The sequence below is a fragment of the Pseudogemmobacter hezensis genome (assembly GCF_013155295.1).
GTDB lineage: Bacteria > Pseudomonadota > Alphaproteobacteria > Rhodobacterales > Rhodobacteraceae > Pseudogemmobacter > Pseudogemmobacter hezensis.
This window is the reverse complement of record NZ_JABJXT010000010.1, coordinates 85,257-105,771: the sequence shown is the minus strand read 5'-3', so window position 1 is coordinate 105,771 and position 20,515 is coordinate 85,257. Positions and strand designations below refer to the sequence as shown.

19 protein-coding genes are annotated in these 20,515 nt (G+C 62.3%); 11 read left to right on the top strand and 8 right to left on the bottom strand.

The features are described 5' to 3' along the window. Positions 1-85 precede the first annotated feature (85 nt). From HOY34_RS12730 to HOY34_RS12715, 4 genes are all read right to left on the bottom strand, one after another. Positions 86-2,596, bottom strand: a complete 2,511-nt coding sequence (locus HOY34_RS12730; RefSeq protein WP_172363434.1) for a TonB-dependent siderophore receptor — start codon at positions 2,594-2,596, stop codon at positions 86-88. A gap of 158 nt (positions 2,597-2,754) precedes the next feature. Next, entirely contained in the window at positions 2,755-3,747 is a 993-nt protein-coding gene (locus tag HOY34_RS12725) for a FecR family protein (RefSeq protein WP_172363432.1), read from the bottom strand. Between the two features lie 61 nt (positions 3,748-3,808). Then, a complete protein-coding gene (locus HOY34_RS12720) occupies positions 3,809-4,327 on the bottom strand; it encodes an RNA polymerase sigma factor (protein WP_172363430.1) in 519 nt (172 codons plus the stop codon). Between the two features lie 205 nt (positions 4,328-4,532). After that, complete coding sequence (locus HOY34_RS12715; RefSeq protein ID WP_172363428.1) at positions 4,533-5,423, bottom strand: LysR family transcriptional regulator; 891 nt, start codon at positions 5,421-5,423, stop codon at positions 4,533-4,535. A gap of 167 nt (positions 5,424-5,590) precedes the next feature. Between HOY34_RS12715 and HOY34_RS12710 the strand changes: the two genes are divergently transcribed. Further along, positions 5,591-6,493, top strand: a complete 903-nt coding sequence (locus tag HOY34_RS12710) for a DMT family transporter (protein WP_172363426.1) — start codon at positions 5,591-5,593, stop codon at positions 6,491-6,493. A 92-nt stretch (positions 6,494-6,585) separates the two neighbouring features. Here the strand turns inward: HOY34_RS12710 and HOY34_RS12705 are convergent, their stop codons facing one another. Next, positions 6,586-7,464 (bottom strand): GntR family transcriptional regulator, encoded by an 879-nt coding sequence (locus HOY34_RS12705; protein WP_301538903.1) that lies wholly within the window; start codon positions 7,462-7,464, stop codon positions 6,586-6,588. A 44-nt stretch (positions 7,465-7,508) separates the two neighbouring features. Next, a complete protein-coding gene (locus HOY34_RS12700; RefSeq protein WP_172363422.1) occupies positions 7,509-7,757 on the bottom strand; it encodes a hypothetical protein in 249 nt (82 codons plus the stop codon). Positions 7,758-7,844: 87 nt separating this feature from the next. Here HOY34_RS12700 and HOY34_RS12695 point away from each other — a divergent pair, with 87 nt between their 5' ends. From HOY34_RS12695 to HOY34_RS12650, 10 genes are all read left to right on the top strand, one after another. Then, complete coding sequence (locus tag HOY34_RS12695; protein WP_172363420.1) at positions 7,845-8,528, top strand: amino acid ABC transporter permease; 684 nt, start codon at positions 7,845-7,847, stop codon at positions 8,526-8,528. A 10-nt stretch (positions 8,529-8,538) separates the two neighbouring features. Continuing rightward, complete coding sequence (locus HOY34_RS12690) at positions 8,539-9,192, top strand: amino acid ABC transporter permease (RefSeq protein ID WP_216654737.1); 654 nt, start codon at positions 8,539-8,541, stop codon at positions 9,190-9,192. Next, on the top strand, positions 9,176-9,904 hold the full coding sequence (locus tag HOY34_RS12685; protein WP_172363418.1) for an amino acid ABC transporter ATP-binding protein: 729 nt from the start codon (positions 9,176-9,178) through the stop codon (positions 9,902-9,904). Before HOY34_RS12690 ends, HOY34_RS12685 begins: the two co-directional genes overlap by 17 nt. 34 nt (positions 9,905-9,938) lie before the next feature. After that, positions 9,939-10,721, top strand: coding sequence for a transporter substrate-binding domain-containing protein (locus tag HOY34_RS12680; protein WP_172363416.1), 783 nt, complete (start codon positions 9,939-9,941; stop codon positions 10,719-10,721). A gap of 126 nt (positions 10,722-10,847) precedes the next feature. Then, entirely contained in the window at positions 10,848-12,041 is a 1,194-nt protein-coding gene (uxuA, locus tag HOY34_RS12675) for a mannonate dehydratase (protein WP_366926958.1), read from the top strand. Between the two features lie 68 nt (positions 12,042-12,109). Then, positions 12,110-12,877 (top strand): SDR family NAD(P)-dependent oxidoreductase, encoded by a 768-nt coding sequence (locus HOY34_RS12670; RefSeq protein ID WP_172363414.1) that lies wholly within the window; start codon positions 12,110-12,112, stop codon positions 12,875-12,877. A gap of 64 nt (positions 12,878-12,941) precedes the next feature. Continuing rightward, positions 12,942-14,405: a mannitol dehydrogenase family protein gene (locus tag HOY34_RS12665; protein ID WP_172363412.1), complete on the top strand. Its 1,464-nt coding sequence runs from the start codon at positions 12,942-12,944 to the stop codon at positions 14,403-14,405. Positions 14,406-14,448: 43 nt separating this feature from the next. Then, the gene (locus HOY34_RS12660; RefSeq protein WP_172363410.1) at positions 14,449-15,309 is read left to right on the top strand and encodes a fumarylacetoacetate hydrolase family protein; all 861 of its coding nucleotides are present in this window, start codon (positions 14,449-14,451) and stop codon (positions 15,307-15,309) included. A gap of 4 nt (positions 15,310-15,313) precedes the next feature. Continuing rightward, the gene (locus HOY34_RS12655) at positions 15,314-16,063 is read left to right on the top strand and encodes an SDR family oxidoreductase (protein ID WP_172363408.1); all 750 of its coding nucleotides are present in this window, start codon (positions 15,314-15,316) and stop codon (positions 16,061-16,063) included. Positions 16,064-16,382: 319 nt separating this feature from the next. After that, positions 16,383-17,549: a glycosyltransferase family 4 protein gene (locus tag HOY34_RS12650; protein ID WP_172363406.1), complete on the top strand. Its 1,167-nt coding sequence runs from the start codon at positions 16,383-16,385 to the stop codon at positions 17,547-17,549. Positions 17,550-17,651: 102 nt separating this feature from the next. Here the strand turns inward: HOY34_RS12650 and HOY34_RS12645 are convergent, their stop codons facing one another. Both HOY34_RS12645 and ssuD read right to left on the bottom strand, forming a co-directional pair. Next, entirely contained in the window at positions 17,652-19,124 is a 1,473-nt protein-coding gene (locus HOY34_RS12645) for an FAD/NAD(P)-binding protein (RefSeq protein WP_172363404.1), read from the bottom strand. Position 19,125: 1 nt separating this feature from the next. Further along, complete coding sequence (gene ssuD / locus HOY34_RS12640) at positions 19,126-20,274, bottom strand: FMNH2-dependent alkanesulfonate monooxygenase (protein WP_172363402.1); 1,149 nt, start codon at positions 20,272-20,274, stop codon at positions 19,126-19,128. Between the last annotated feature and the right edge of the window lie 241 nt (positions 20,275-20,515).

Below are 20,515 nucleotides of genomic sequence, written 5' to 3'. Positions count from 1 at the left end.
CCGCAGACCCTTGCCTGCAGCGATCCGTGGTCCGGCCCCGGGAGATCCGCCCGGGCCCGGGGGCTTTTGTCGCAATGCATCAGGCTCAGAACGTGCTGCGGAAGGTCAGCGCGATTTCGCGCGGGGCCCCGTAGAAGTTGTTCTTCGACAGCGTGCCAAGCTGGGCATAATAGCGCCGGTCAAAGAGGTTGTTCACATTCAGCACCAGCGAGGATTTCTCATTGAAATCATAGCGCACACTGATATCGGCCACGGCATATCCGCTTTGCCCGAAGTCAAAGGGCAGACCGACCCAGCCGCCAGCGCCGTCCGACACCCATTCCGTGCCGCTGACCCCGGTCGCAGATTGCACCCGGGCCCCCGCGCCAAGCGACCAGGCGGAATACTCACCCGGCAGGGTGTAATTCCCCCAGATCTTCAGCATATGTTTGGGCGTGACAGAGCTGTAAAGCGCGTCGGTTTCACTGTTTTTGTTAAGGTTCAGCGTATAGCCCGCGAAAAGCTGCAGACCCGGCGCGACCTCGCCCGAGATCTCGAGGTCGATGCCCTTGCTGGTTACCTCGCCGCTGTCGGTATAGCAGCAATTGCTGCCATTGCCGGGATTATAGGCACCGCTATAGCGCGGATCATAAACCGCCTCGCCCTGACGCCGCGTGTAATAGGCGGCCAAAGAGGTGTTCACCGCGCCGTCAAACAGCTCGCCCTTCAGACCGGTCTTAAAGGTCTCGCCGGTGATCGGATCCAGCGGCAGGCCAGGCTCGGGCCCGCTGAGATAGCGCGACTGCGACTGATAGATCGCGGCATAGCTGGCATAGGCCGTCCAGGAGCCGTTCAGATCATGCGAGATGGCGGCAAAAGGCGTCAGCACGCCATTGTCGGCGTAATCCAGCGCCTCTGTCCAGTTGACCGAGCCATCGCGGTTATAGCTGGCCCGGTGGAAAGAGAAACGATAGCTGCCATAGCGCATCCCCAGCATGATCCGGGTCGTATCGTTCAGATGCAGCTTTGCCCGGCCATAAGCGCCGAACCGGGTTTCCTCATAGGGGTGGAAGTTGAAACGGTAGTCGCCCGGGAAGGTGGGCACGATTGAAATCGGCCAGCCCTGGCTGCCGATATTGGCCAGATTGACCGCAGGCCCGGTGAATTCTGCCCGGCTGACGTCAGAGCTGTGTTTCGCGTAATCCAGCCCCACCACCACATCGGCGGGCAGGCCGAAAAGATCCAGCTGCCCGGCGAGATTGCTGTCCGCCTGCAGCTGATAGCCTTTGCCCCAGTTATGCGAGCCATTATAGACCAGCCCATCACCGGTGGCAGGGTCAACCGCACCCGCCATATAGCCGTAAAGGCCCAGATAATCATGCCGCGCATAGGTGAGATTGCTGTTCCAGACCCAGCCCGCGCCGAAATCATGACGCAGCCCGGCGAAAACCTCCCAGCCCTTGTGATCCAGCGATGCCCAGTCGGTGCCCAGACTGGTTTCAACCGCAAGCCCGATATCCGAGCCATCCAGATAGCGCGGCAGGCCGCCGCTCCATGGAGTGCTTTTCTGGCGGTCATAGCTGCCGCCAAAGGTCAGGACCGTATTGTCGCCCAGATCCGCCTCAAAAATCGCATAGAGCGAACGGTTGTCGCGCTTGCCCAGATCATAAAAGGCATCCCCTTTCTCAGTGGAGACGATCAGCCGCGCGCGGAGGCTGCCCGCCGCATTCAGGGGCGTGCTGAAATCATAGCTGGCGCGGCCAGGGCCGAAATCGCTGTAGCCCAGCTCAACCGTGCTCTGGCGCCCGGCCAGCGGGCGTTTGCGCGCAAGGCTGATCACGCCCCCCGCCTCGCCATTGCCCGAGAAAAGACCATCCGCGCCGCGCAAAACCTCGACCCGGTCATAGCGCGACAGGCCGACGCTGCTGATCGCATCGAAAGTGCTGGTGACGCCGACCGCCCCGCCGTCAAGGCGCAGATTGGTGATCTCAAACCCGCGGGCGAAGAAGCGGCCAGCGCTGTAATACTGGTCGGGGGTGACGGTGACCCCGGTCGCGGTGTTCAGTGCCTGGCCCAGATCGCTTAAGCCGCGATCCGCGATCTGGCGCGAGGTAATCACGCTGACAGATTGCGGCGTCTCGCGCAGGGTCTCGGCGGTTTTGCCGATCGTGCTGGCATTGGTCGTATAGCTGTTGGTGCCCTCGGTTGCGGGCCCGGCTTGCAAGATGATGGTGCCCAGATTGCCCGCGCCCTCATTGGTCACCGCGCCGCTGGTCTGGCTTTTGTCCAGAATGGTGACGGTATTGGCATCGGTGAACCGATAGGACAGCCCCGATCCCGCCAGCAGCCTGGCCACCGCCTGTTCGGGCGTCATGGTGCCCCGCACCGCATTGCCCCGGGCCGAGGCGGCGGGCGTTTCAGCAAAGGCCACATCAATGCCGCTGATCCGCACGATATCATTCATCGCAGCGCGAATGGCCCGCGCGGGGATGTCGAACGCATAGACCCGCGCCGTTTCCTGTGCCATCGCCGGGGCAAATGCCCCGTTCGGCAGCTGCGCCAGCATGGTGCCCGCCATCAGCGCCATCAGCGTGCCGCGCCCAATTCTCGCGTTCATGTTTCGGAACCTCTTTCCCTGATCTGACCTGACGAGAGAGATTGGCGGGATCTGCTGGCTACGGCCCTCTCATATTACCAATCGCCTCTGGCCGGGGGGTCCCCTCACAAAAAATCAAAAAATTATGCGGCGCGTTTTACAGCCGTGGATTCGGGGCGTCAGCGCGAGACAATCACCACCCGCCCGGCAATACTGGTCAGCGAGAACCCGACCGAGGTTTGCAGCGCCTGCAGGGCCGCATCGGCGTTTTCAAGCGAGATATTGCCGCTGACCCTGCGCGCCCCCAGGGCCGCATCGGTGATCACGATACGGCCGCGCCGATAGCGCCCGATCTGTTCCAGCACATCGGCAAGCGGCGCATCATTGAAGATCAGCCGCCCCTCATGCCAGGCGGTGCGCTCGGCAATATCCACCGCTTCGACGGGCCGCAGGGCCTGGTTGTCATAGCTGACGCTTTGCCCGGGCGAAAGCAGCACGCCGCCACCGCCCGTCGTCACCTGCAGGCTGCCACTGGCAAGCGTAACCGTCACCTGCTGATCGCCCAGCAGGCTGACATCGAAAACCGTGCCCAGCACCCGCGCCTCACCCTTGCCGGCCGCAACGATGAAAGGCTGATCAGAGGGGCGAACCGTAAAGGCGGCAGAGCCGCGCAAGAGATGGACGCGCCTCTCGCCCGGGGTGAAATCAACATCCAGCGCCGAATCTGCGTCCAACAGCACCTCAGAGCCATCTGCCAGCACGAAACGCGCCCGCTCGGCGCGGGCCGTTGCGTAATCGGCACCCAGGTTCTGCAAGGCATTGGGGTGTTCCAGCCAGATCCAGAAACCAAGCACCGCGCTAAGGATGCCGCCCGTCACGATCCTGGCGGCAAGCTGTCTGCTCTTTTTCTGACGATGCGCCTCGATCCTTTGCAAAGGCAGGGCCAGATCCTCGCCGCCGCTGGCAAAGCCCGCCCCCCCCGGCCCGATATTTTCCAGCATCTGCACAACCGACTGATAGGCCATGACATGGCTCTGCGAGGCCGCCAGCCAATGATCAAAATCGCGCTGTTCGGTCATTGTCGGGCGACCATTCATGCGGGTGAACCAGGCGATCGCCTCACGTTCCACGCGCGCCGCATCTCCAGGCTGAGCAGATCTGTCGATGGTCATCGGGATTTGGCTTTCCGCAAGTGCAATCATATCGGGGCAGCACCCCCCAGGCCCGCCCTTATCAGCGGGCCGGCGGCGGTTCGGCTTCGGGGATCGCGGCCCGGCAGGCCAGGATCGCCCGCGCCATCTCACGCTCGACCGTGCTGACAGAGATCTCCAGCCCGAGGGCGATTTCGTCATAGGTGCAGCCGTGCAGCCGGTTCAGCAGGAAAACCTGGCGGGTTCGGACTGGCAGCGCCTGAATGGCGGCCTCGGTCCGCTGCAGCTCCTGGCGGGCGGCGAGGATCTGTTCCGGCGAAAGCGCAGGCGCGGCATATTGCGCCTCGGTCAGGCCGCTTAAGGTTTTTGCGCGGCGGCTTTCGGCCCGAAAGTGGCTGATCGCGGTAAAGCGTGTGGCGCGGGCCAAATAAGAGGGCGTGAATTTCACATGCTCGCACGCCCGGCCCCATAGCGCGGCAAACAGGTCCTGGACGACATCTGCCGCAGCCGCCGCCCCCACCCGCCGATGCGCGATCTTTGAAAGACGCTCACGCTCGCTGCGGTATAGGCGTTCCAGCTGCTCTGCTCTTACATCATCCATCAGAATAGCTCCGAAAGGCTGCAGGCCGCGCCGGGAATGACGTGGGGGGAAAAGAGATCAGACCGCCCTGCAATTCCCACCTTGATTTGTCAAGATTTCACCGCGGCTCTGCGCCGCATCCGCATGTGGCCGCTTCCGATGCGCAACAGTCGGCGGCTGGTTTGCGCGCTTTCACGGCTATATGCCCCGGCCGCGGCTGTGCCCTTCAGGCGGCAAGGGACAGGCCGCCATTGCGCGCGATCTCGGCGCTTACCTCTGCGATCAGGCTTTCCAGCGCAGGGTTGCGCGCCTTGCGCGAGCGTCGGATCACATAGGCCAGCCCCGGCGGCGCGGGGAACCTGTCGGCAATCACCTCGGTCCCCGGGCCGATGTGACGCTCGCTCAGCAGGGCCACGCCAAGCCCCGCATTCACCGCCGCCGTGATCCCTGCCGCACTTGAGCATTCAAACACGGTTTCCAGCATCGCCCCGCTGTCCTGGCCGATATCCAGCGCCCATTGCCGATAAAAGCAAGCATCATCAAAGGACAAAAACGGCACCGCGCCATCGGGCGGCAGCGCCAGCTCGCGTGATTTCACCCAATGCAACCCCTCGCGCAGCAGCACCACATCGGCAGGCCGGATCTCATGGGCAAAGATCTGCACAATGGCCGCATCCAGCTCGCCCCGCTCAAGCATGGCCCGCAGCACCAGGCTCATCCGCACCTTTATGCGCACCGAAACCTGCGGATGCAGCCGGTGGAACCGCCCAAGGATCCGCGCAAGATCCGAGCAGGTGGTATCCTCGGTCAGGCCCAGCAGGATCCGGCCGCTGAGATCGGTCTTGGTCAGGCTGAGCAGCGCCTCGTCATGCAGGCTGAGAATGCGATCGGCATAGGTCAGCAACTCTTCGCCCTGCTGCGTGAAAAGCGAAGCACCCGCCTTACGGGCAAGGATCTCGCAATCAAGACTGCTTTCCAGCCGTTTGATCTTATGACTGACGGCAGATTGCGTCAGCCCTAGCGCCTCTGCTGCGCGGGTCACACCGCCATGCTGGCGGATCGCCCTGACCGCACGCAGGGCGTCGATATCCAGACGGCGGGAAGAGAAATCGCTCATTAAAGCACCTTCGACCTGACTGAGGCCAGTATGACGCCAGCCAGGGTGATGATGCAATGATTCATTACCCTGGCGGCACTATTGTCATGATCGCATCGAAATTTGTCATGTGCAGATCGTCGCGCCCGGCCTTAGGCAAGGCCATCCAGTTCAACCCGGGATGCGAAATGTCCGACCTTGCCACCGCGCTGCCGATCCGTAGCCATCACCCGCTTTTGTGGCCCGCCATGGCCTTCGTGCTGATCGTCGGCTGGAGTTCCGGCTTCGTCGGCATCCGCTATGCAAATGAAGAGGCCGGGATCGCGCTTTTGCTGTTCTGGCGCACGCTGATCTCGGGGCTGATCCTTTTGCCATTCGCAATCGCCTTCGGCCCGCGCCTGTCGTTCAGGGCCATTCTGGCGCAGATGGGCTTTGGCGTGATGGCGGTGTTTCTTTATCTGGGTGGTTTTGCGCTGGCGATCGGCCAGCGGGTTCCGACCGGCCTCGTGGCGCTGATCTCAGACCTTTTGCCGCTGGCGATTGCGGCAATGTCGCAGCCCCTGCTGGGCGAGCGCCTGACGGGGCGGCAATGGCTGGGCACGGTCATCGCTCTGGGCGGCGTGCTGGTGGTCAGCTTCGACAGCCTGAGCTTTGGCACCGCGCCGCTTTGGGCCTATGGGCTGACGGTGGCCTCGATGCTGGTCTTTGCGCTGGCCTCGATCCTGCATCGCAGGCAGCCGATCCTGCACATCCCGGTGTATCAGAGCCTTTGCATCCACACCCTGACCAGCGCCCTTCTGTTCGGAGCCTGCGCCCTGATCGCAGGCGAGGGGCTGGCACCGCCGCTGACGCTGCAATTCATGACCGGGATCGCCTGGCTGGTTCTGATCGCAACCTTTGCGACCTATTCGGTCTATTACACCGCGCTGCGTATCTTTCCCGCCGCCAGAGTCAGCGCCGCGATCTATCTCAGCCCCCCGGTCACGATGATCTGGGCCTGGGCGCTGTTTTCAGAACCGCTGACCCCGATCATGTTCGCCGGACTTGCGATCACCATGCTGGGCGTCTGGCTGACCTCAGGCAAAAGGTGATTGCCGGCAAAGGCTGCGCAGGCCGATGGCACAGCCCTACGCCTGCGCGCCAGTCATGTGCGCCAGTCATGCGCGTCAGTCATGTGCGTCAGTCATGTGCGGCTGGCCTGCGGAAAGACCAGGACGCCGGCCTTCATCTCGATAGAGTTCAGCAAGGTTGCCAGCGCCGAATGCAAATGGGCAAGACAAGCCTCTTTGGCGGCTGCCAGATCGCGCTGCATCAAAGCGTCGATATAGGTCAGATGCTCCAGCACCGCCTGGCGCTGCCTGCCGAAATTCTGTTCCATATCAGTATCATAGTGATAGGGGAAAATCAGCCCCATCAGCGAATGGCTTTCAATGAAAAAGCGGTTGCTTGCCACGCTGGCAATGGTCAGGTGCAGCTGTGAATCGTAGATCGTAAACTCGCGCAGCAGCAGCTTTTTATCCTCCAGATGCAGCTGATGCCGGGCCCCGATCCGGCGAATCTCTGCCCAGGCCGGATGGCTGTCGGGCAAGAGCATCAACCGCTCAAGCGCGCGGCATTCCTGGATTTCCCGGATCTCGAAAAGCTCGCTGACCAGATCCGCGGTCAGGCCAAGGCTGCGCCAGCGCCCGCTTTCCTCGCGCGTGACAATGCCGAAATGCTCGAACCGTGCCAGGCAATCGCGCACCGCCGAAACCGAAAGATCAAGGCGGCGCGACAGATCAAGCGCGTTGATCAGCGCCCCCACCACGCAATCGGGGCCGACCAGCCATTCCATCACCCGTTTCTCTGCGATCCGCGACACCGGCTCGACCACGTTTTGCGCGAATCGATCCCCCGGAACAGGGGCACGCAGCAATGTCTTTTCGCGCCCCTGCAGCCGGATGATCCCCTCGTCAGACATCCGATTCAGGATCGCACGCACCGTCGTCCGGCTGATCTTAAGCGCGTCGGACAACTTGCTTTCGGTCGGAAAAACAGCATCGGGCTCAAGCCCGGAAATCATATCAAGGCATTGATTATACGAGGCTTTAAATAAGGAATTCGTCTTCATTTCGGGGACGCCACCAGAGGATGTCTATTTTCCATAAAAAACATATTGACCTGCATAGCGCATTTATGTGTTTTGTCGATAAAGAACTTACGCTGTGGACCGGGGAGGGTGCATGACGCGAATGAGACCAGGGGAGAGTGGTCTTCGCCGCCACGTGGCAGGCCAGGATCAAAGGGATTTCCCGCGCTTTCAGACATCTGCCAGTCAGGCATCTGCCAGGATAAGCGCCCGGAGGAGAAATTCATCTCTTTTCCTGTGTCTGGCCTGTCAAAAGCCATCGCCATCTTTCGCAGACAGCTGCGCAACCGCGATCTGAGCCGGGAAATCACGCCTTGTCATACACGTTCGACTTCTCATTCCTGTGGACCTATTGGCCACAATTCCTTGCCGGAGCCTGGCTTACGCTGCAGCTTTCGGCAATCTCGACGGTCTTTGGCTGCATCCTGGGCACGCTTTGCGCCATTGGCCGCGCAGATGGGCCGCGCTGGCTGAAATGGGTGATTGCGAGCTATGTCGAGATCATCCGTAACACGCCCTTCCTGATCCAGATCTTCCTGATCTATTTCGGCTTTGCCATGGCGGGCCTGAAAGTCTCGGCGAATTTTGCGGCCGTTGCGGCACTGGTGATCAATATCGGCGCCTATACCTGCGAAATCGTGCGGGCCGGCCTGCAGTCGATCCATCGCTCGCAGGTCGAGGCCGCAACCTGCCTTGGGCTTTCACAGGTGCAGACCTACTGGCATGTGATCGTGCGCCCGGCGATTGAACGGGTCTATCCGGCGCTGACCAGCCAATATGTGCTTTTGATGCTGGCCTCGTCGATCACCTCGCAGATCTCGGCCGAAGAGCTGACGGCAATCGCCAACCGCATCCAGTCGGAAACCTTCCGCGCGCTTGAGACCTATATCGTGGCCGGGGTGATCTATATCCTGCTGTCCTTCATCGTCCGTGCAGCCTTCTTCCTGTTCGGGCAGCTGATCTTCCCGCGCCGGCGCAAGCTCGGCACAACCATCTGAGGAGGGGAAGATGATGCCTTTGAATCTTGCTCAGTTCGAATATCTCGCCCATGGTGCGCTCTGGACGGTCGGGCTTTCGCTGATCGCCTTTGTCGGCGGCTCGGTGCTGGGGTTCATCGTGGCGCTTGGCCGGATCTCGACCAATCGCCTGATCCGGCTGGCAGCCGCCACCTGGATCCAGATCATCCAGGGCACGCCGCTGCTGGTCTTGCTGTTCCTGCTGTATTTCGGGATCGCAATCCTGGGCTTTGACAAACTGCCCGCGATCATTTCCGCCGGGGCGGCGCTGACGGTCTATTCCTCGGCCTTCCTGGCCGAGATCTGGCGCGGCTGTCTGCAGTCGGTTCCGAAAACCCAGTGGGAGGCCGCAGATTGCCTTGGCCTGAACCGCTTTCAGCGCATGTTCCAGGTGATCCTGCCGCAGGCGCTGAAGATCGCAACACCGCCGACCGTCGGCTTTCTTGTGCAGATCATCAAGAACACCTCACTGGCCTCGGTGATCGGCTTCATCGAACTGGCCCAGGCCGGCAAGGTGGTCAACAACGCCATCTTTGAACCGCTTCCGATCTTCCTGATCGTCGCCTGCTTCTACTTTGCGATGTGCTTCCCGCTTTCGATGTGGAGCCGCAGCCTTGAAAGGAAACTCCATGTCGGCAGTCGTTAGTCTCCGCGATGTCCATAAAAGCTTTGGCGCGGTCGAGGTCCTGAAAGGTGTGACCTTTGACGTGGGCCCGGGCGAAGTGACCGCCGTGATCGGGGCCTCGGGCTCGGGGAAATCCACCGCGCTGCGTTGCGTCAATGCGCTGGAAACGATCAACTCGGGCGAGATCACCGTCTGCGGCCACAAGATCCACGATCCAGCGCTGGATCGGCGTGCGCTGCGCCGCGATGTGGGGATCGTGTTCCAGAGCTATAACCTCTTCCCGCATCTGACGGTCGAGCAGAACATCATGCTGGCGCCGCGCAGCGTGAAGAAACTGTCGAAGTCCGATGCCCGCGCCCTGGCGCATGAGGTGCTGGAAAAGGTGGGCCTGGCCGACAAGGCCGAAAGCTACCCCGAGCAGCTTTCGGGCGGCCAGGCACAGCGCGTCGCCATCGCCCGCTCGCTGGCGATGAAGCCCAAGCTGATGCTTTTCGACGAGGTCACCTCGGCGCTTGACCCGCAGCTGACGGGCGAAGTGCTGCGCGTGATGGAAGATCTCGCCCGCGGCGGGATGAGCATGGTGCTGGTCACCCACGAAATGGCCTTCGCGCGCCGCGTCGCAAACAAGGTCGTCTTTATGCATAAGGGCAAGGTCCAGGAGGAAGGACCGGGCGCGATGCTGGAGAACCCGCAAAGCCAGGAACTGAGGGCCTTCCTCAGCAATGGCCTGTAAACAAAGACGTAATCTGTCCTGAAGGAGGAGCAAGATGAAAAGACGGAACCTGCTGCTGAGCGCTGGCCTGATCGCCGCAACCATGATCCCCGGCCTGGCCGCCGCCGATACGCTTGACGATATCCGTGCGCGTGGCGTGGTCCGCGTGGCGATCGACCTTGGCTCCAGCCCCTGGGGCAGCATGGATGCCTCGATGCAGCCGACCGGGGCCGAGGTGGAATCCGCCCGCCTGCTGGCCAAGCATCTGGGCGTCGAGCTTGAGATCGTCGAGACCACCGACCCGAACCGCATCCCCTTCCTGCTGACCGGCAAGGCCGATCTGGTGATGGCCGCGCTGGCAATGACGCCAGAGCGCCGTGAGGTGATCGACTACTCGCAGGCCTATGCGGTGATCCCGATCCTGGTTGCCGCAACGGAAAGCACCAAGGTTGAAACGCTGGACGATCTGAACGGCAAGTCGGTTGCGGTTGTGCGTGGCTCGACCAATGATGCCGAAGCCTCGAAGATCCCCGGCGTGACCGTCATGCGCTATGACGACAATCCGACGGTGATCACCTCGGTCGTCTCGGGCCAGAACGACTATTTCGTCGGCCCGACCGGGATCCTGAACGCCATCAACGAGCGTCGTCCTCAGGATCCGCTGGTCTCGAAAATCGTGCTGAAAGAGCTGCCCTATGGCGTCGGCATCCGCAAGGGCGAGCCCGCGCTGAAAGCGGCCGTCGATGAATGGGTGCAGGCTGACCTCGCAAGCGGCGAGCTGAACACCATCTTCAAACATTACTTCGGCTTCGACCTGCCCGCAGTGATCGAAGAGTAAACCAACCCCGGCGCGGGCGGCCCTGTTGCCCGCGCCGAACCTTCCCTGACCAAAAACCCAACCAACGGGTCACGCCACCGCGCGGCCCGGGATGAACGCTTTTTCTTTTATCTGACGGAGTCGACGATGCAATTCATGGAAGAGTGCTTCCGCTGGTATGGTCCGGGGGATCCGGTTTCGCTGGACGAAATCCGCCAGGCTGGTGCCACCGGCATCGTCACCGCGCTGCATCATATCTATGATGGCTCGGTCTGGTCGGTCGAAGAGATCGCAAAGCACAAAGCCCTGATCGAGGCCTCTGGCCTGCGCTGGAGCGTGGTCGAAAGCATCCCGGTGCACAATACGATCAAACTCGGCCAGCCCGAGCGCCAGACCTGGGTTGCGCATTATCAGCAAACCATCCGCAATCTTGCGGCAAATGGCATCTATACCATCTGCTACAACTTCATGCCGGTCTGCGACTGGACCCGCACCGATCTGGCCTATCCGATGCCGGGCGGCGGTCTGGCGCTGCGCTTTGATGCGCTTGACTGTGCCGCCTATGACCTCTTCGTCCTGAAACGCCCCAACGCCGAAGCGGGCTATAGCGCCGCGCAGATCACCGAGGCCAAAGCCCGCTTTGACAGCCTGACGCCCGAGCGGATCGCCCTGATCGAAAAGAACCTGATCGCGGGCCTGCCTGCGACCGAGCGCAGCTATGACCGCGAAAGCTTCCTTGCGGCGCTGGCGGAATATGACGGCATCGACCGCGCCCAGCTGGCCGCCAACCTGACCTGGTTCCTTGAGCAGATCGTCCCGGTGGCCGAAGAGGTTGGCGCACGTCTTTGCATCCACCCCGACGACCCCGCCTTCCCGCTGTTTGGTCTGCCGCGCGTGGTCTCCACCCGCGAGGATGCACGCCGGATCGTCGATTGCGTCAAAAGCCCGGCAAATGGCCTGACCTTCTGCTCGGGTTCTTATGGCTCGCGCGAGGACAATGACCTGACCGCCATGGCGCAGGAATTTGCGGCCCAGATCCACTTTACCCATCTGCGCAATGTGCAGCGCGAGGCGGATGGTTCCTTCTATGAGGCCGACCATCTGGGCGGCTCCTCGGATCTGCCCGCGCTGATCCAGGTCTTCCTGGACGAGCAGGCCCGCCGTCTGGCCGAAGGCCGCGCCGACTGGCAGATCCCGGTGCGCCCCGACCATGGCCACCAGCTTGCCGATGACATCGCGAAAACCCGCGTCAACCCGGGCTATACGCTGATCGGCCGCCTGAAGGGCCTGGCCGAGATCCGCGGCGTGATGCACGGGATCGAGGTCGCCCGCCGCGCCTGATCGGTGCCCAACCGGAGCGCGGGCCTGCTGATCGGCCCGCGCCCCATCAGAGCAGATGGACGGATAAGATGGAACTGACAGGAAAGACCGCGCTTGTAACGGGCGCTGCAGGCGGCATTGGCCGTGCCATTGCGCTTGGCCTGTTGGATGCGGGCGCAGATGTCATCGCCTGCGACCGCGACGCGGCTGCGCTGCAGAGCCTGGTCGATCAGAACGCCGATCAATATCCTGGCAAAATCAACCCGATGGTGGTTGATCTGGGTGATGCCGAGGCGCTGACCAAAGCCGCAGAGGCAATCGCAGGCGGGGCCGCAGACGGGACTGCAGGCGGCGTCGATATCCTGGTCAACAATGCCGGCATCCTGTCGCCCCATAAACTGGCCGCGACCACGTTGGAGGAATTCCACCGCATCATGGCGGTCAACCTTGATGCGGCTTTGATCCTGACCAAAGCCTTCGTGCCGGGGATGAAGGCAAAGGGCTGGGGCCGTCTGATCAATATCGCCTCTTACGCCTGGAAATCCGGCGGCCTGACCGCAGGCACCAGCTATGCGATCTCGAAGGCGGCGCTGGTCGGGCTGACCTATGCCTCAGCCCGCGAGCTGACCGCCACCGGGGTGACCGCGAATGCCATCGCCCCCGCCTATGTGGTGACGCCGATGATCATGGAGCAGCTTTCCGAGGAAGATCGCAACCGCCAGCTGGCCGCGATCCCGGTCGGGCGCTTTTGTCAGCCAGAGGAAATCGCCCATTCGGTGCGCTTCCTGGCCTCACCGCTGGCGGGTTTTATGACCGGCACCGTGATCGACATGAATGGCGGGCTGCAATTCGGCTGAGGCCCCCGGCAGAGACGCCGCGCCTTTCACCCTTTGCCCGCCCCTTACCAAAGAGCCTGCCCCAATGCCCAGACTGTCGCTTGCCACCCTGAACGACCTGCCCCCCGGTGTTACCCGCCCGGCCTATAATCGTGCAGAGGTGACGCCTGGCATCGTGCATCTGGGCGTCGGCGCATTTCATCGGGCGCATCAGGCGGTTTTCATCGATGATTGCCTCGGGCGCGGCGAGCTGGGCTATGGCATCATCGCCGCCTCGCTGCGCAGCCCGGTGACCCGCGACCTGCTGGCCCCCCAGGACGGCCTTTATACCTATTGCGAGCGTTATGGCACGCGCGAGGATCTGCGGGTGATCGGCTCGATCATCGAGATGATCACCGCGCCGGAAAACCCTGAGCGCCTGATCGAGGCGCTCAGCCTGCCGACGGTGCGGATCGTTACGCTGACCGTCACCGAAAAGGGCTATCTGACCCATCCCGCCAGCCGCAGGCTTCTGGAAGATCACCCAGACATCCTGCATGATCTTGCGAACCCTGATCGCCCTCGCACCATATATGGTTTCCTGACGGCGGCGCTATGGAACCGTCGCGCGGCGGGGCTGACGCCGCTGACGCTGTTGTCCTGCGACAATCTTCCGGCAAATGGCCGCGTGCTCAAGGCCGCGCTGGTGCGCTTTGCCGCCCTGAGCGACCCTGATCTTGTCACCTGGATCGAGGCCAATTCCGCCGCGCCCTGTGTGATGGTTGACCGGATCGTGCCCGCAACCACCGACCAGGACCGCGCCACGATCAGCGCCGCCTTGGGTGCCACAGATGCCTGGCCCGTGGTGGCCGAGCCCTATTTCCGCTGGGTGATCGAGGATGACTTCCCCTGGGGCCGCCCCGCGCTGGAGCTGTCGGGGGCCGAGATCGTCGCCGATGTCGAACCCTATGAACATATGAAGCTGCGCATGCTGAACGGCGCCCATACCGCAATCGCGGCGGCGGGCCAGATCGCGGGCTTTGCCTCGGTTGCCGAGGCCTTTGCCAATCCTGCCCTGCGCGCCTTCATCGACATCTACTGGCGCGAGGCGGCCACGACCCTGCAGCCCGGCATGGACGGTGCCCGCTATGTCGAGGGGCTGCGCGACCGCTTTGCCAACCCCGCGCTGCAGCATCTTTGCGTTCAGATCGCCTCGGATGCCTCGCAAAAAGTGCCGCAGCGGCTGCTGGCGATGCTGGGCGAGCGTCTGGCCCGTGGTGAACGCTCTGACGCGCTGGTGATGGCGGTCGCGCTCTGGATCCGCTCTTGCGGGGCGGTGAATGAGGCGGGCCAGCCCATCATCATCAACGACCCGACCTTCAACGCCTGGAATGCCCCCGATCAGGCGGCGCAGACCCCCGAAGAAACGGTAGCGGCTTTCCTTGGATTTGAACCCGTATTCGGGCCCACGCCCGACCCCGCGCTGCAGCCGCTGCTGACGGCCGCGCTGACCGCGATCCGCGACAAAGGCGTGATCGGCGCTCTCGCCGGCATCCGCGCCGACAGCTGAATTCTGCGGGCCATGGCCCAACCCAAACGAGAAGGTTTCCGACATGAAGTTCATCCGGCTTGAGCGTGATGGCCGCGCAATTCCCGCGCTTTTGGACGCGGATAATATCGCGCGTGACGTCTCGGCGATTGTGAGCGATTTCACACCCGACACCATCCCGGACCTGAAAACACGCCTGCAAGGCGTTGATCTTGCAAGCCTTCCGGCGCTTGATCAGGCAGCGGCCCGCATCCTGCCGCCCGTTTCCGGCCCGAAAAACATCTGGTGCGTCGGGCTGAACTATTCCGACCACGCCGCGGAATCGGGCATGCCGATCCCGGCAGAGCCGATCCTTTTCAACAAAAGCTCGGCCACCTATTGCGGCCCGAATGAGCCGATCCTCTTCTCCGACAAAATGACCAAACTCGACTGGGAGGTCGAGCTGGGCATCTTCATCGGCAAGCACACGCTGAACATCACCCGCGATCAGGCGCTGGATCACGTCCTGGGCCTGACCCTTGTGAATGACGTGTCCGAACGCGCCTGGCAGCTGGAGCGTGGCGGCCAATGGGTCAAAGGCAAAAGCTATCCGAACTTCTGCCCGACCGGGCCCTTCGCGGCCTCGATCGACGAGTTCGACGATATTGCCGACCTGCCGATGTGGCTGGATGTGAATGGCGAGCGGATGCAGACCGGCAATACCGCGAAGATGATCTTCGATGTCGCAACCATCATCTCTTACATGTCGGAATTCTGCGCTCTGGAGCCGGGCGATCTGATCTGCACCGGCACCCCCCCCGGCGTTGGCCTTGGCATGAAGCCGCCGCGCTATCTGGGCGTGGGCGATGTGGTGACGCTGGGGATCAAAGGCCTGGGCGAACAGCGCCAGACCGTCACCCCCGTCTCTCAGGTCGTGAAAGGATAAGCCGGTGACCGATCTTTCAAACCGGCTGCAGGGCCGTATCGCCGTCGTCACCGCCGCAGGCCAGGGCATCGGCCGCGCGGTCGCAGAGCGGCTGGCGGCCGAAGGCGCGACCGTCTATGCCTCGGATCTGAACGAGACGGCGCTTTCAACGCTGGATTGCGCCACCACGCGCCGCGTTGACGCCACCGATCCGGCCGCAATCGCCGCCTGGCTGCAAGACATTCCGCGGATCGACATCCTCGTCCATGCGGTCGGCTATGTGCATCAGGGCAGCATCGAGGAATGCGGCTTTGACGACTGGCAGCGCTCGGTCGATATCACGCTTGGCAGCGCCTTCCATGTGCTGAAAGAGGCGGTGCCGAAGATGAAAGGGCATGGCGGCTCTGTCATCACCATCGGCTCGGTCGTCTCGTCGATCAAGGGCTTCCCGCGCCGTGCCGCTTACGGCGCAACGAAAGGCGGCGTGATCGCGCTGACAAAATCCATCGCCGCTGATTATGTCAGCTATGGCATCCGCGCCAATTCGGTCTGCCCCGGCACTGTCGCCTCGCCCTCGCTTAATCAGCGGATCGAGGAGTTGGGCCAGACCATGGGCTCGGTCGAGGCCGCGCGCCAAAGCTTTATCGCCCGCCAGCCTTTGGGCAGGCTTGGCACCGTCGAAGAGGTCGCAGGCCTTTGCGCCTTCCTTGCCTCGGATGAGGGCGCCTTCATCACCGGCCAGGCGATTTCGGTAGACGGCGGCATCACGATCTGAGGCCGATCTAAGGCCACATCCATGCATAAAAATGCCCGCACCAAAACCGGGGCGGGCATTTTTGACGGGCTTTCACTGAAATATCGGGCATGCCTGTGTCCTGACCAACGAGAGAAAGACCCGTCGCGTTTCAGGGAAATGCTGCCAGGCCGCTGCCGCATCGGGGCCAGCTTCGGTGCGGCAGCGGCCTGGCCTGAAGTGGCGACACGGCTCTTTACCCGTTGAACCGCGTGCCATAATGTCCATCGTGGAACAATCTGCTCAGCCCCGGGATTTCCCCGCTGGTATGATTGGCATTTAAATCGAAGGACTTCGGGCTGTGAGTGTAAATCGTGGGAAGTCTGAGGTTGCAAGAATAGTTTTGATCGTTTCTGACGTCAGCCGGATTGGCGGCATTCAGAACAGAACCAGAAACATACTCAGAGAGACCGCGAACAGACCCATTGAATATATTGCGATTTCCCGCAAACACGACAGGGAAATATCATTAAACGGCGCTTTTTCACTGGAAAAGGACCGGGACAAAATTATTCAGATGTTTAAGAGCTGGTCACCGGATGATACTGTTCTCCTCATCGGAAACAGCATTCAGTTCGAATACCCCAAGGACATAAGAGACATATTTTACAAATTTCCGATCATTGCTCTGGGCTCCGGCCAGATGGCCTTTTTGATCCAGGAAATCAACATTCTTACCAGACGCGACCTGCTGAAGGATAATATGGCCTCATGCATATTGTCATTCTCAGACGGCGACATCTCTTTCCAAAGGCAGCTTGTTATATATGGACAGGTAAAGATAGCGCCGCCGGTGGCGATCAGAGACATAAATTCATATGATACTGATAAAAATACTAAATTTGGATATGTAGGAAGAATTGATTTCCACGCAAAAGACTGCGAGCGCCTTCTGGGAATTGCCCAGGCGATGAAAAAAGCAGGCCTGCCACCGCTGCATATATACACAACCCACGACGAAAACTCTCCGGATTACGCTAAATTTATAGAGCTCGCCATCAATCATTCAATTCTTGATCACTTTGAGATATGCCTGAACTGTGAAGACAAGCAGAGAATGTATTCCGATATGCGGCTGTTGATCCTGCCGTCTAAAAAGGAAGCTTTCGGGAATGTTGTTCTTGAGGCCTTTTCATTCGGCGTTCCGGTTCTGGCCGCAAGCTATGCCCCTGGCCCGGTAGAGATGATGGGGAACAGCAAGGCCGGGTTCCTTTTGGATGATATGTCCGGCGAGACGGTGGTTGCCGCGATCCAAAGCACAGGAGAAAGACGATACCGCCGGATGTCGGCAGCGGCATTTGAACGGCACAAGTATTTTTCAATTGAATCGCATATTGAGTCCCTTGAACGGATAGCAAATGATGTCGTTCAAAAGTTCGATGGTGTGAACCGGCTTCCGGTTTTGCCACGGCTGCGCCCTGTTGATACGCTGCTGGACAAGCTGGAAGCCGCGAATATCAGGGTCTGAGGCCACCTCGGTCCGGCCGCAACCTTCCATGCCTGCGCGGGGTGAATACACAGGTTGATCGGTTGTCTTCAGGTATCCCCGGCGGATCAGACGCCGCCGGGATCAGACACCGCCGGAACCTGGCACAGCCAGCCGTGCCGCAAGGCGCTCGGCCCAGGCCGTCACCTCGGGCACGCCCATCAGCTCGCCAACGGCGGCCCGGGCCAGCGGACCTGCGATGAAAAGATCCGGCTGGGCGCGGCCCTCGCGGTCCAGCGCCTGCGCATCTGCGGTTGCCGCCAGCCCCAGCGACAACGCATCCGCTGCGATCAGGCCCTGGGCGGCCAGATCCGCATAGAGCGGGTTCGAGGTGGTGACCGCCCCATGCGAGGGGCCCGTCGCCAGGATCAGCCGGTCAAATACCAGATCCTGCTGGCCCCCTTTGCGCAAACGAATGTTCAGGCGGTGCCTGCCCGCATGCTGAGACAGCTGCCCGATGCGCCCGACAAAGGCCGTCAGCTGACCCGAGGCCTGGGCCTCTTGCAAAATCGCATAGGTCTGCGGCGCGATGCGGAAACGGTGAATATCCCAAAGCCCGCGCAGATGGCGCAAAAGGCGGCGGCGCTCTTCCAGCGGCAGCGCGGCCCAGATCAGCGGCCCCTGCGCCCGCAGACGATCAAAGACCGGGTGCCAGGTCAGGCCCTGCTTCTGGGCCTCGCGCAGCTCATGGCGGATACGACGCAAAAGCGCCCTTGTGGTAAGCGCAGGATCGGTGCCGAAATCGGCCTGGCTTTCCGCCTGCTCTGGCCCATGCGGCTGCGAGCGGCGGCCCGTGCGCGACACCAGCCGGATCGGCCCGCGATGGCCGCGCCGGATCAGGCTGGCCACGACATCGGCCCCGGTCAGGCCCGCGCCCAGCAGCAAAATCGCCTCATCTTTTGCGATATCGTCCAGCGCCCCTGGCGCATAGGGATCGGCGATCAGCGCCCTTTGCCCGGCAAGCCCCCGCAGCTGTGGCGGCAGGCCGGGGGCCGGGTGGCTGGCGGCCAGCACCAGATCCGTGGCGGTGACGGATCGGCCATCTTCCAGCCAGACCCGCCAGGGCCCACCGACCTGCCCCCCGACCTGCCCCCCGTCCTGCCCCCCGAGCTTCCCGCCGTCCCGCCCGCCCTCACGACTGGCAGAAACAGCGCGGCTTTGCAGATGGACGATCCGCCCAGAGGCAAGATCGGGCGCCAGATGCGCGTGAACATAGGCGCCGAACACCGCGCGTGGCGTGAAGATCGCACCATCAGGGCGATGGGCATCCGCCGCATAGGCCGGGGCCGCATCTGATTGCAGCCAGCGCGCATAGTGATCGGGCTGCGAGGTGTCGAGCGTCATCTTCACATGCGGCACGTTCAGGCGGTGATCGGGGTCAGGCGTCGAATAGGCCAGACCCCGGCCAGGCTGGGGCCGCGGCTCTATCAGAGTGATGCGCGGACCAAGGAGGCCGGTGTTTCGCGCCAGGTGCCAGGCCACGGCGGCACCTGACAGCCCGGCACCCACAATCACCACATGGCGGGCGGCGCGGGCCCGGGGCTGGTCCAGGCTCATATCAGCTGGCCGATGCGCGGGCGCGGATATCAAAAGCCCCGCCCGTCTGGGCCGAGCGTTCCGTCACCGCGTCTTTGCCCAAAAGCGGGAAGACCAGCTCGGCAAAGCGGATCGATTCTTCCAGATGCGGATAGCCCGACAGCACGAATGTATCAACCCCAAGCGCCTGATATTCGCGCAGACGATCAACGATCTGCTGCGGGTTGCCGACCAGCGCCGTTCCCGCGCCGCCGCGCACCAGGCCTACGCCCGCCCAGAGGTTCGGCCCCACGACCAGGCGGTCACGCCGCCCGCCATGCAGCGCCTGCATCCGGGCCTGACCATGACTGTCCATCTTTGCCAGATTGGCCTGCGAGGCGGCGATATCCTCGTCCGATAGGTGCGAGATCAGACGGTCAGCATCGGCCCAGGCCTCTTCCTCGGTCTCGCGGGCGATCACATGCAGCCGCACCCCGAACCGGACCGAGCGCCCGTTCTGCGCGGCCTTTTCCCGCACATCGGCGATTTTTTCTGCGACCGCCTCGGGCGGCTCGCCCCAGGTCAGATAGGCATCGACATGCTTCCCGGCCAGCTCATGCGCGGCGGGGGAAGAGCCGCCGAAATACAAAGGCGGATAGGGGCGCTGCACGGGCGGGTGGTAATTGCGGGCATTCTCGACGCTGAGATGTTTGCCTTTGAAGGTCACGGCGGCATCGGTTGCAAGGATGCGCCGCCAGACGGTCAGGAACTCATCCGCGGCCTCATAACGCTCGTCATGTTTCAGGAATACACCATCCGCCGCCAGCTCTGTCGCATCGCCCCCCGGCACCACATTCAGCAATAGCCGGCCGCCAAGCGCCTGATCCAGTGTCGCCGCCTGCCGCGCCGAGGCGGTCGGCCCCATGATCGAGGTGCGCAGCGCCACCAGCAGTTTGATCCGCCGCGTCTCGGCAATCAGACTGGCCGCCGTCACCCAGGGGTCCTGGCAGCTGGCCCCCGTCGGGATCAGCAACCCGTCATAGCCCAGCCGATCCGCCGTGACCGCGATCTGGCGGATATAGGCATTGTCAGGCGCACGGCTGAAATCCGAGGTGCCCAGATAACGCGTGTCGCCCGAGGTCGGCAGGAACCAGAAAATCTCGGGGCTGGCGGGGGGCTGCGGCTGGTTCATCTGTTTTTCCTGAAAGGGACAGCGGGGCCGGATCAGACCCGCCCCATTTCGCTGATTTATAGGCCCGCCCACCCGCCTGCGGCCATTCCAAAACCCGGCGGCTGGTGGAAACGGCCCCGCTCTTCACCCCCCTGCCGGGAGAATAGTTATCTACGGCCGGGGAACAGGCCTGCTGTTTCGCCCCGATTTTCGTTGAAATTCCGTGCCCCCGGAAAATCCCCGCTGCCCCGGCGCGGCTTAC

Excerpts from the sequence above, each read along its gene's own strand:
- HOY34_RS12660 (WP_172363410.1), top strand. The coding sequence starts at position 14,449 with ATGAAGTTCATCCGGCTTGAGCGTGATGGCCGCGCAATTCCCGCGCTT.
- HOY34_RS12665 (WP_172363412.1), top strand. The coding sequence starts at position 12,942 with ATGCCCAGACTGTCGCTTGCCACCCTGAACGACCTGCCCCCCGGTGTT.
- HOY34_RS12680 (WP_172363416.1), top strand. The coding sequence starts at position 9,939 with ATGAAAAGACGGAACCTGCTGCTGAGCGCTGGCCTGATCGCCGCAACC.
- HOY34_RS12730 (WP_172363434.1), bottom strand. The coding sequence starts at position 2,596 with ATGAACGCGAGAATTGGGCGCGGCACGCTGATGGCGCTGATGGCGGGC.
- HOY34_RS12670 (WP_172363414.1), top strand. The coding sequence starts at position 12,110 with ATGGAACTGACAGGAAAGACCGCGCTTGTAACGGGCGCTGCAGGCGGC.
- HOY34_RS12645 (WP_172363404.1), bottom strand. The coding sequence starts at position 19,124 with ATGAGCCTGGACCAGCCCCGGGCCCGCGCCGCCCGCCATGTGGTGATT.
- HOY34_RS12705 (WP_301538903.1), bottom strand. The coding sequence starts at position 7,464 with ATGATTTCCGGGCTTGAGCCCGATGCTGTTTTTCCGACCGAAAGCAAG.
- HOY34_RS12725 (WP_172363432.1), bottom strand. The coding sequence starts at position 3,747 with ATGACCATCGACAGATCTGCTCAGCCTGGAGATGCGGCGCGCGTGGAA.
- HOY34_RS12715 (WP_172363428.1), bottom strand. The coding sequence starts at position 5,423 with ATGAGCGATTTCTCTTCCCGCCGTCTGGATATCGACGCCCTGCGTGCG.
- ssuD (WP_172363402.1), bottom strand. The coding sequence starts at position 20,274 with ATGAACCAGCCGCAGCCCCCCGCCAGCCCCGAGATTTTCTGGTTCCTG.
- HOY34_RS12690 (WP_216654737.1), top strand. The coding sequence starts at position 8,539 with ATGATGCCTTTGAATCTTGCTCAGTTCGAATATCTCGCCCATGGTGCG.
- HOY34_RS12710 (WP_172363426.1), top strand. The coding sequence starts at position 5,591 with ATGTCCGACCTTGCCACCGCGCTGCCGATCCGTAGCCATCACCCGCTT.
- HOY34_RS12700 (WP_172363422.1), bottom strand. The coding sequence starts at position 7,757 with ATGAATTTCTCCTCCGGGCGCTTATCCTGGCAGATGCCTGACTGGCAG.
- HOY34_RS12720 (WP_172363430.1), bottom strand. The coding sequence starts at position 4,327 with ATGGATGATGTAAGAGCAGAGCAGCTGGAACGCCTATACCGCAGCGAG.
- uxuA (WP_366926958.1), top strand. The coding sequence starts at position 10,848 with ATGCAATTCATGGAAGAGTGCTTCCGCTGGTATGGTCCGGGGGATCCG.
- HOY34_RS12685 (WP_172363418.1), top strand. The coding sequence starts at position 9,176 with ATGTCGGCAGTCGTTAGTCTCCGCGATGTCCATAAAAGCTTTGGCGCG.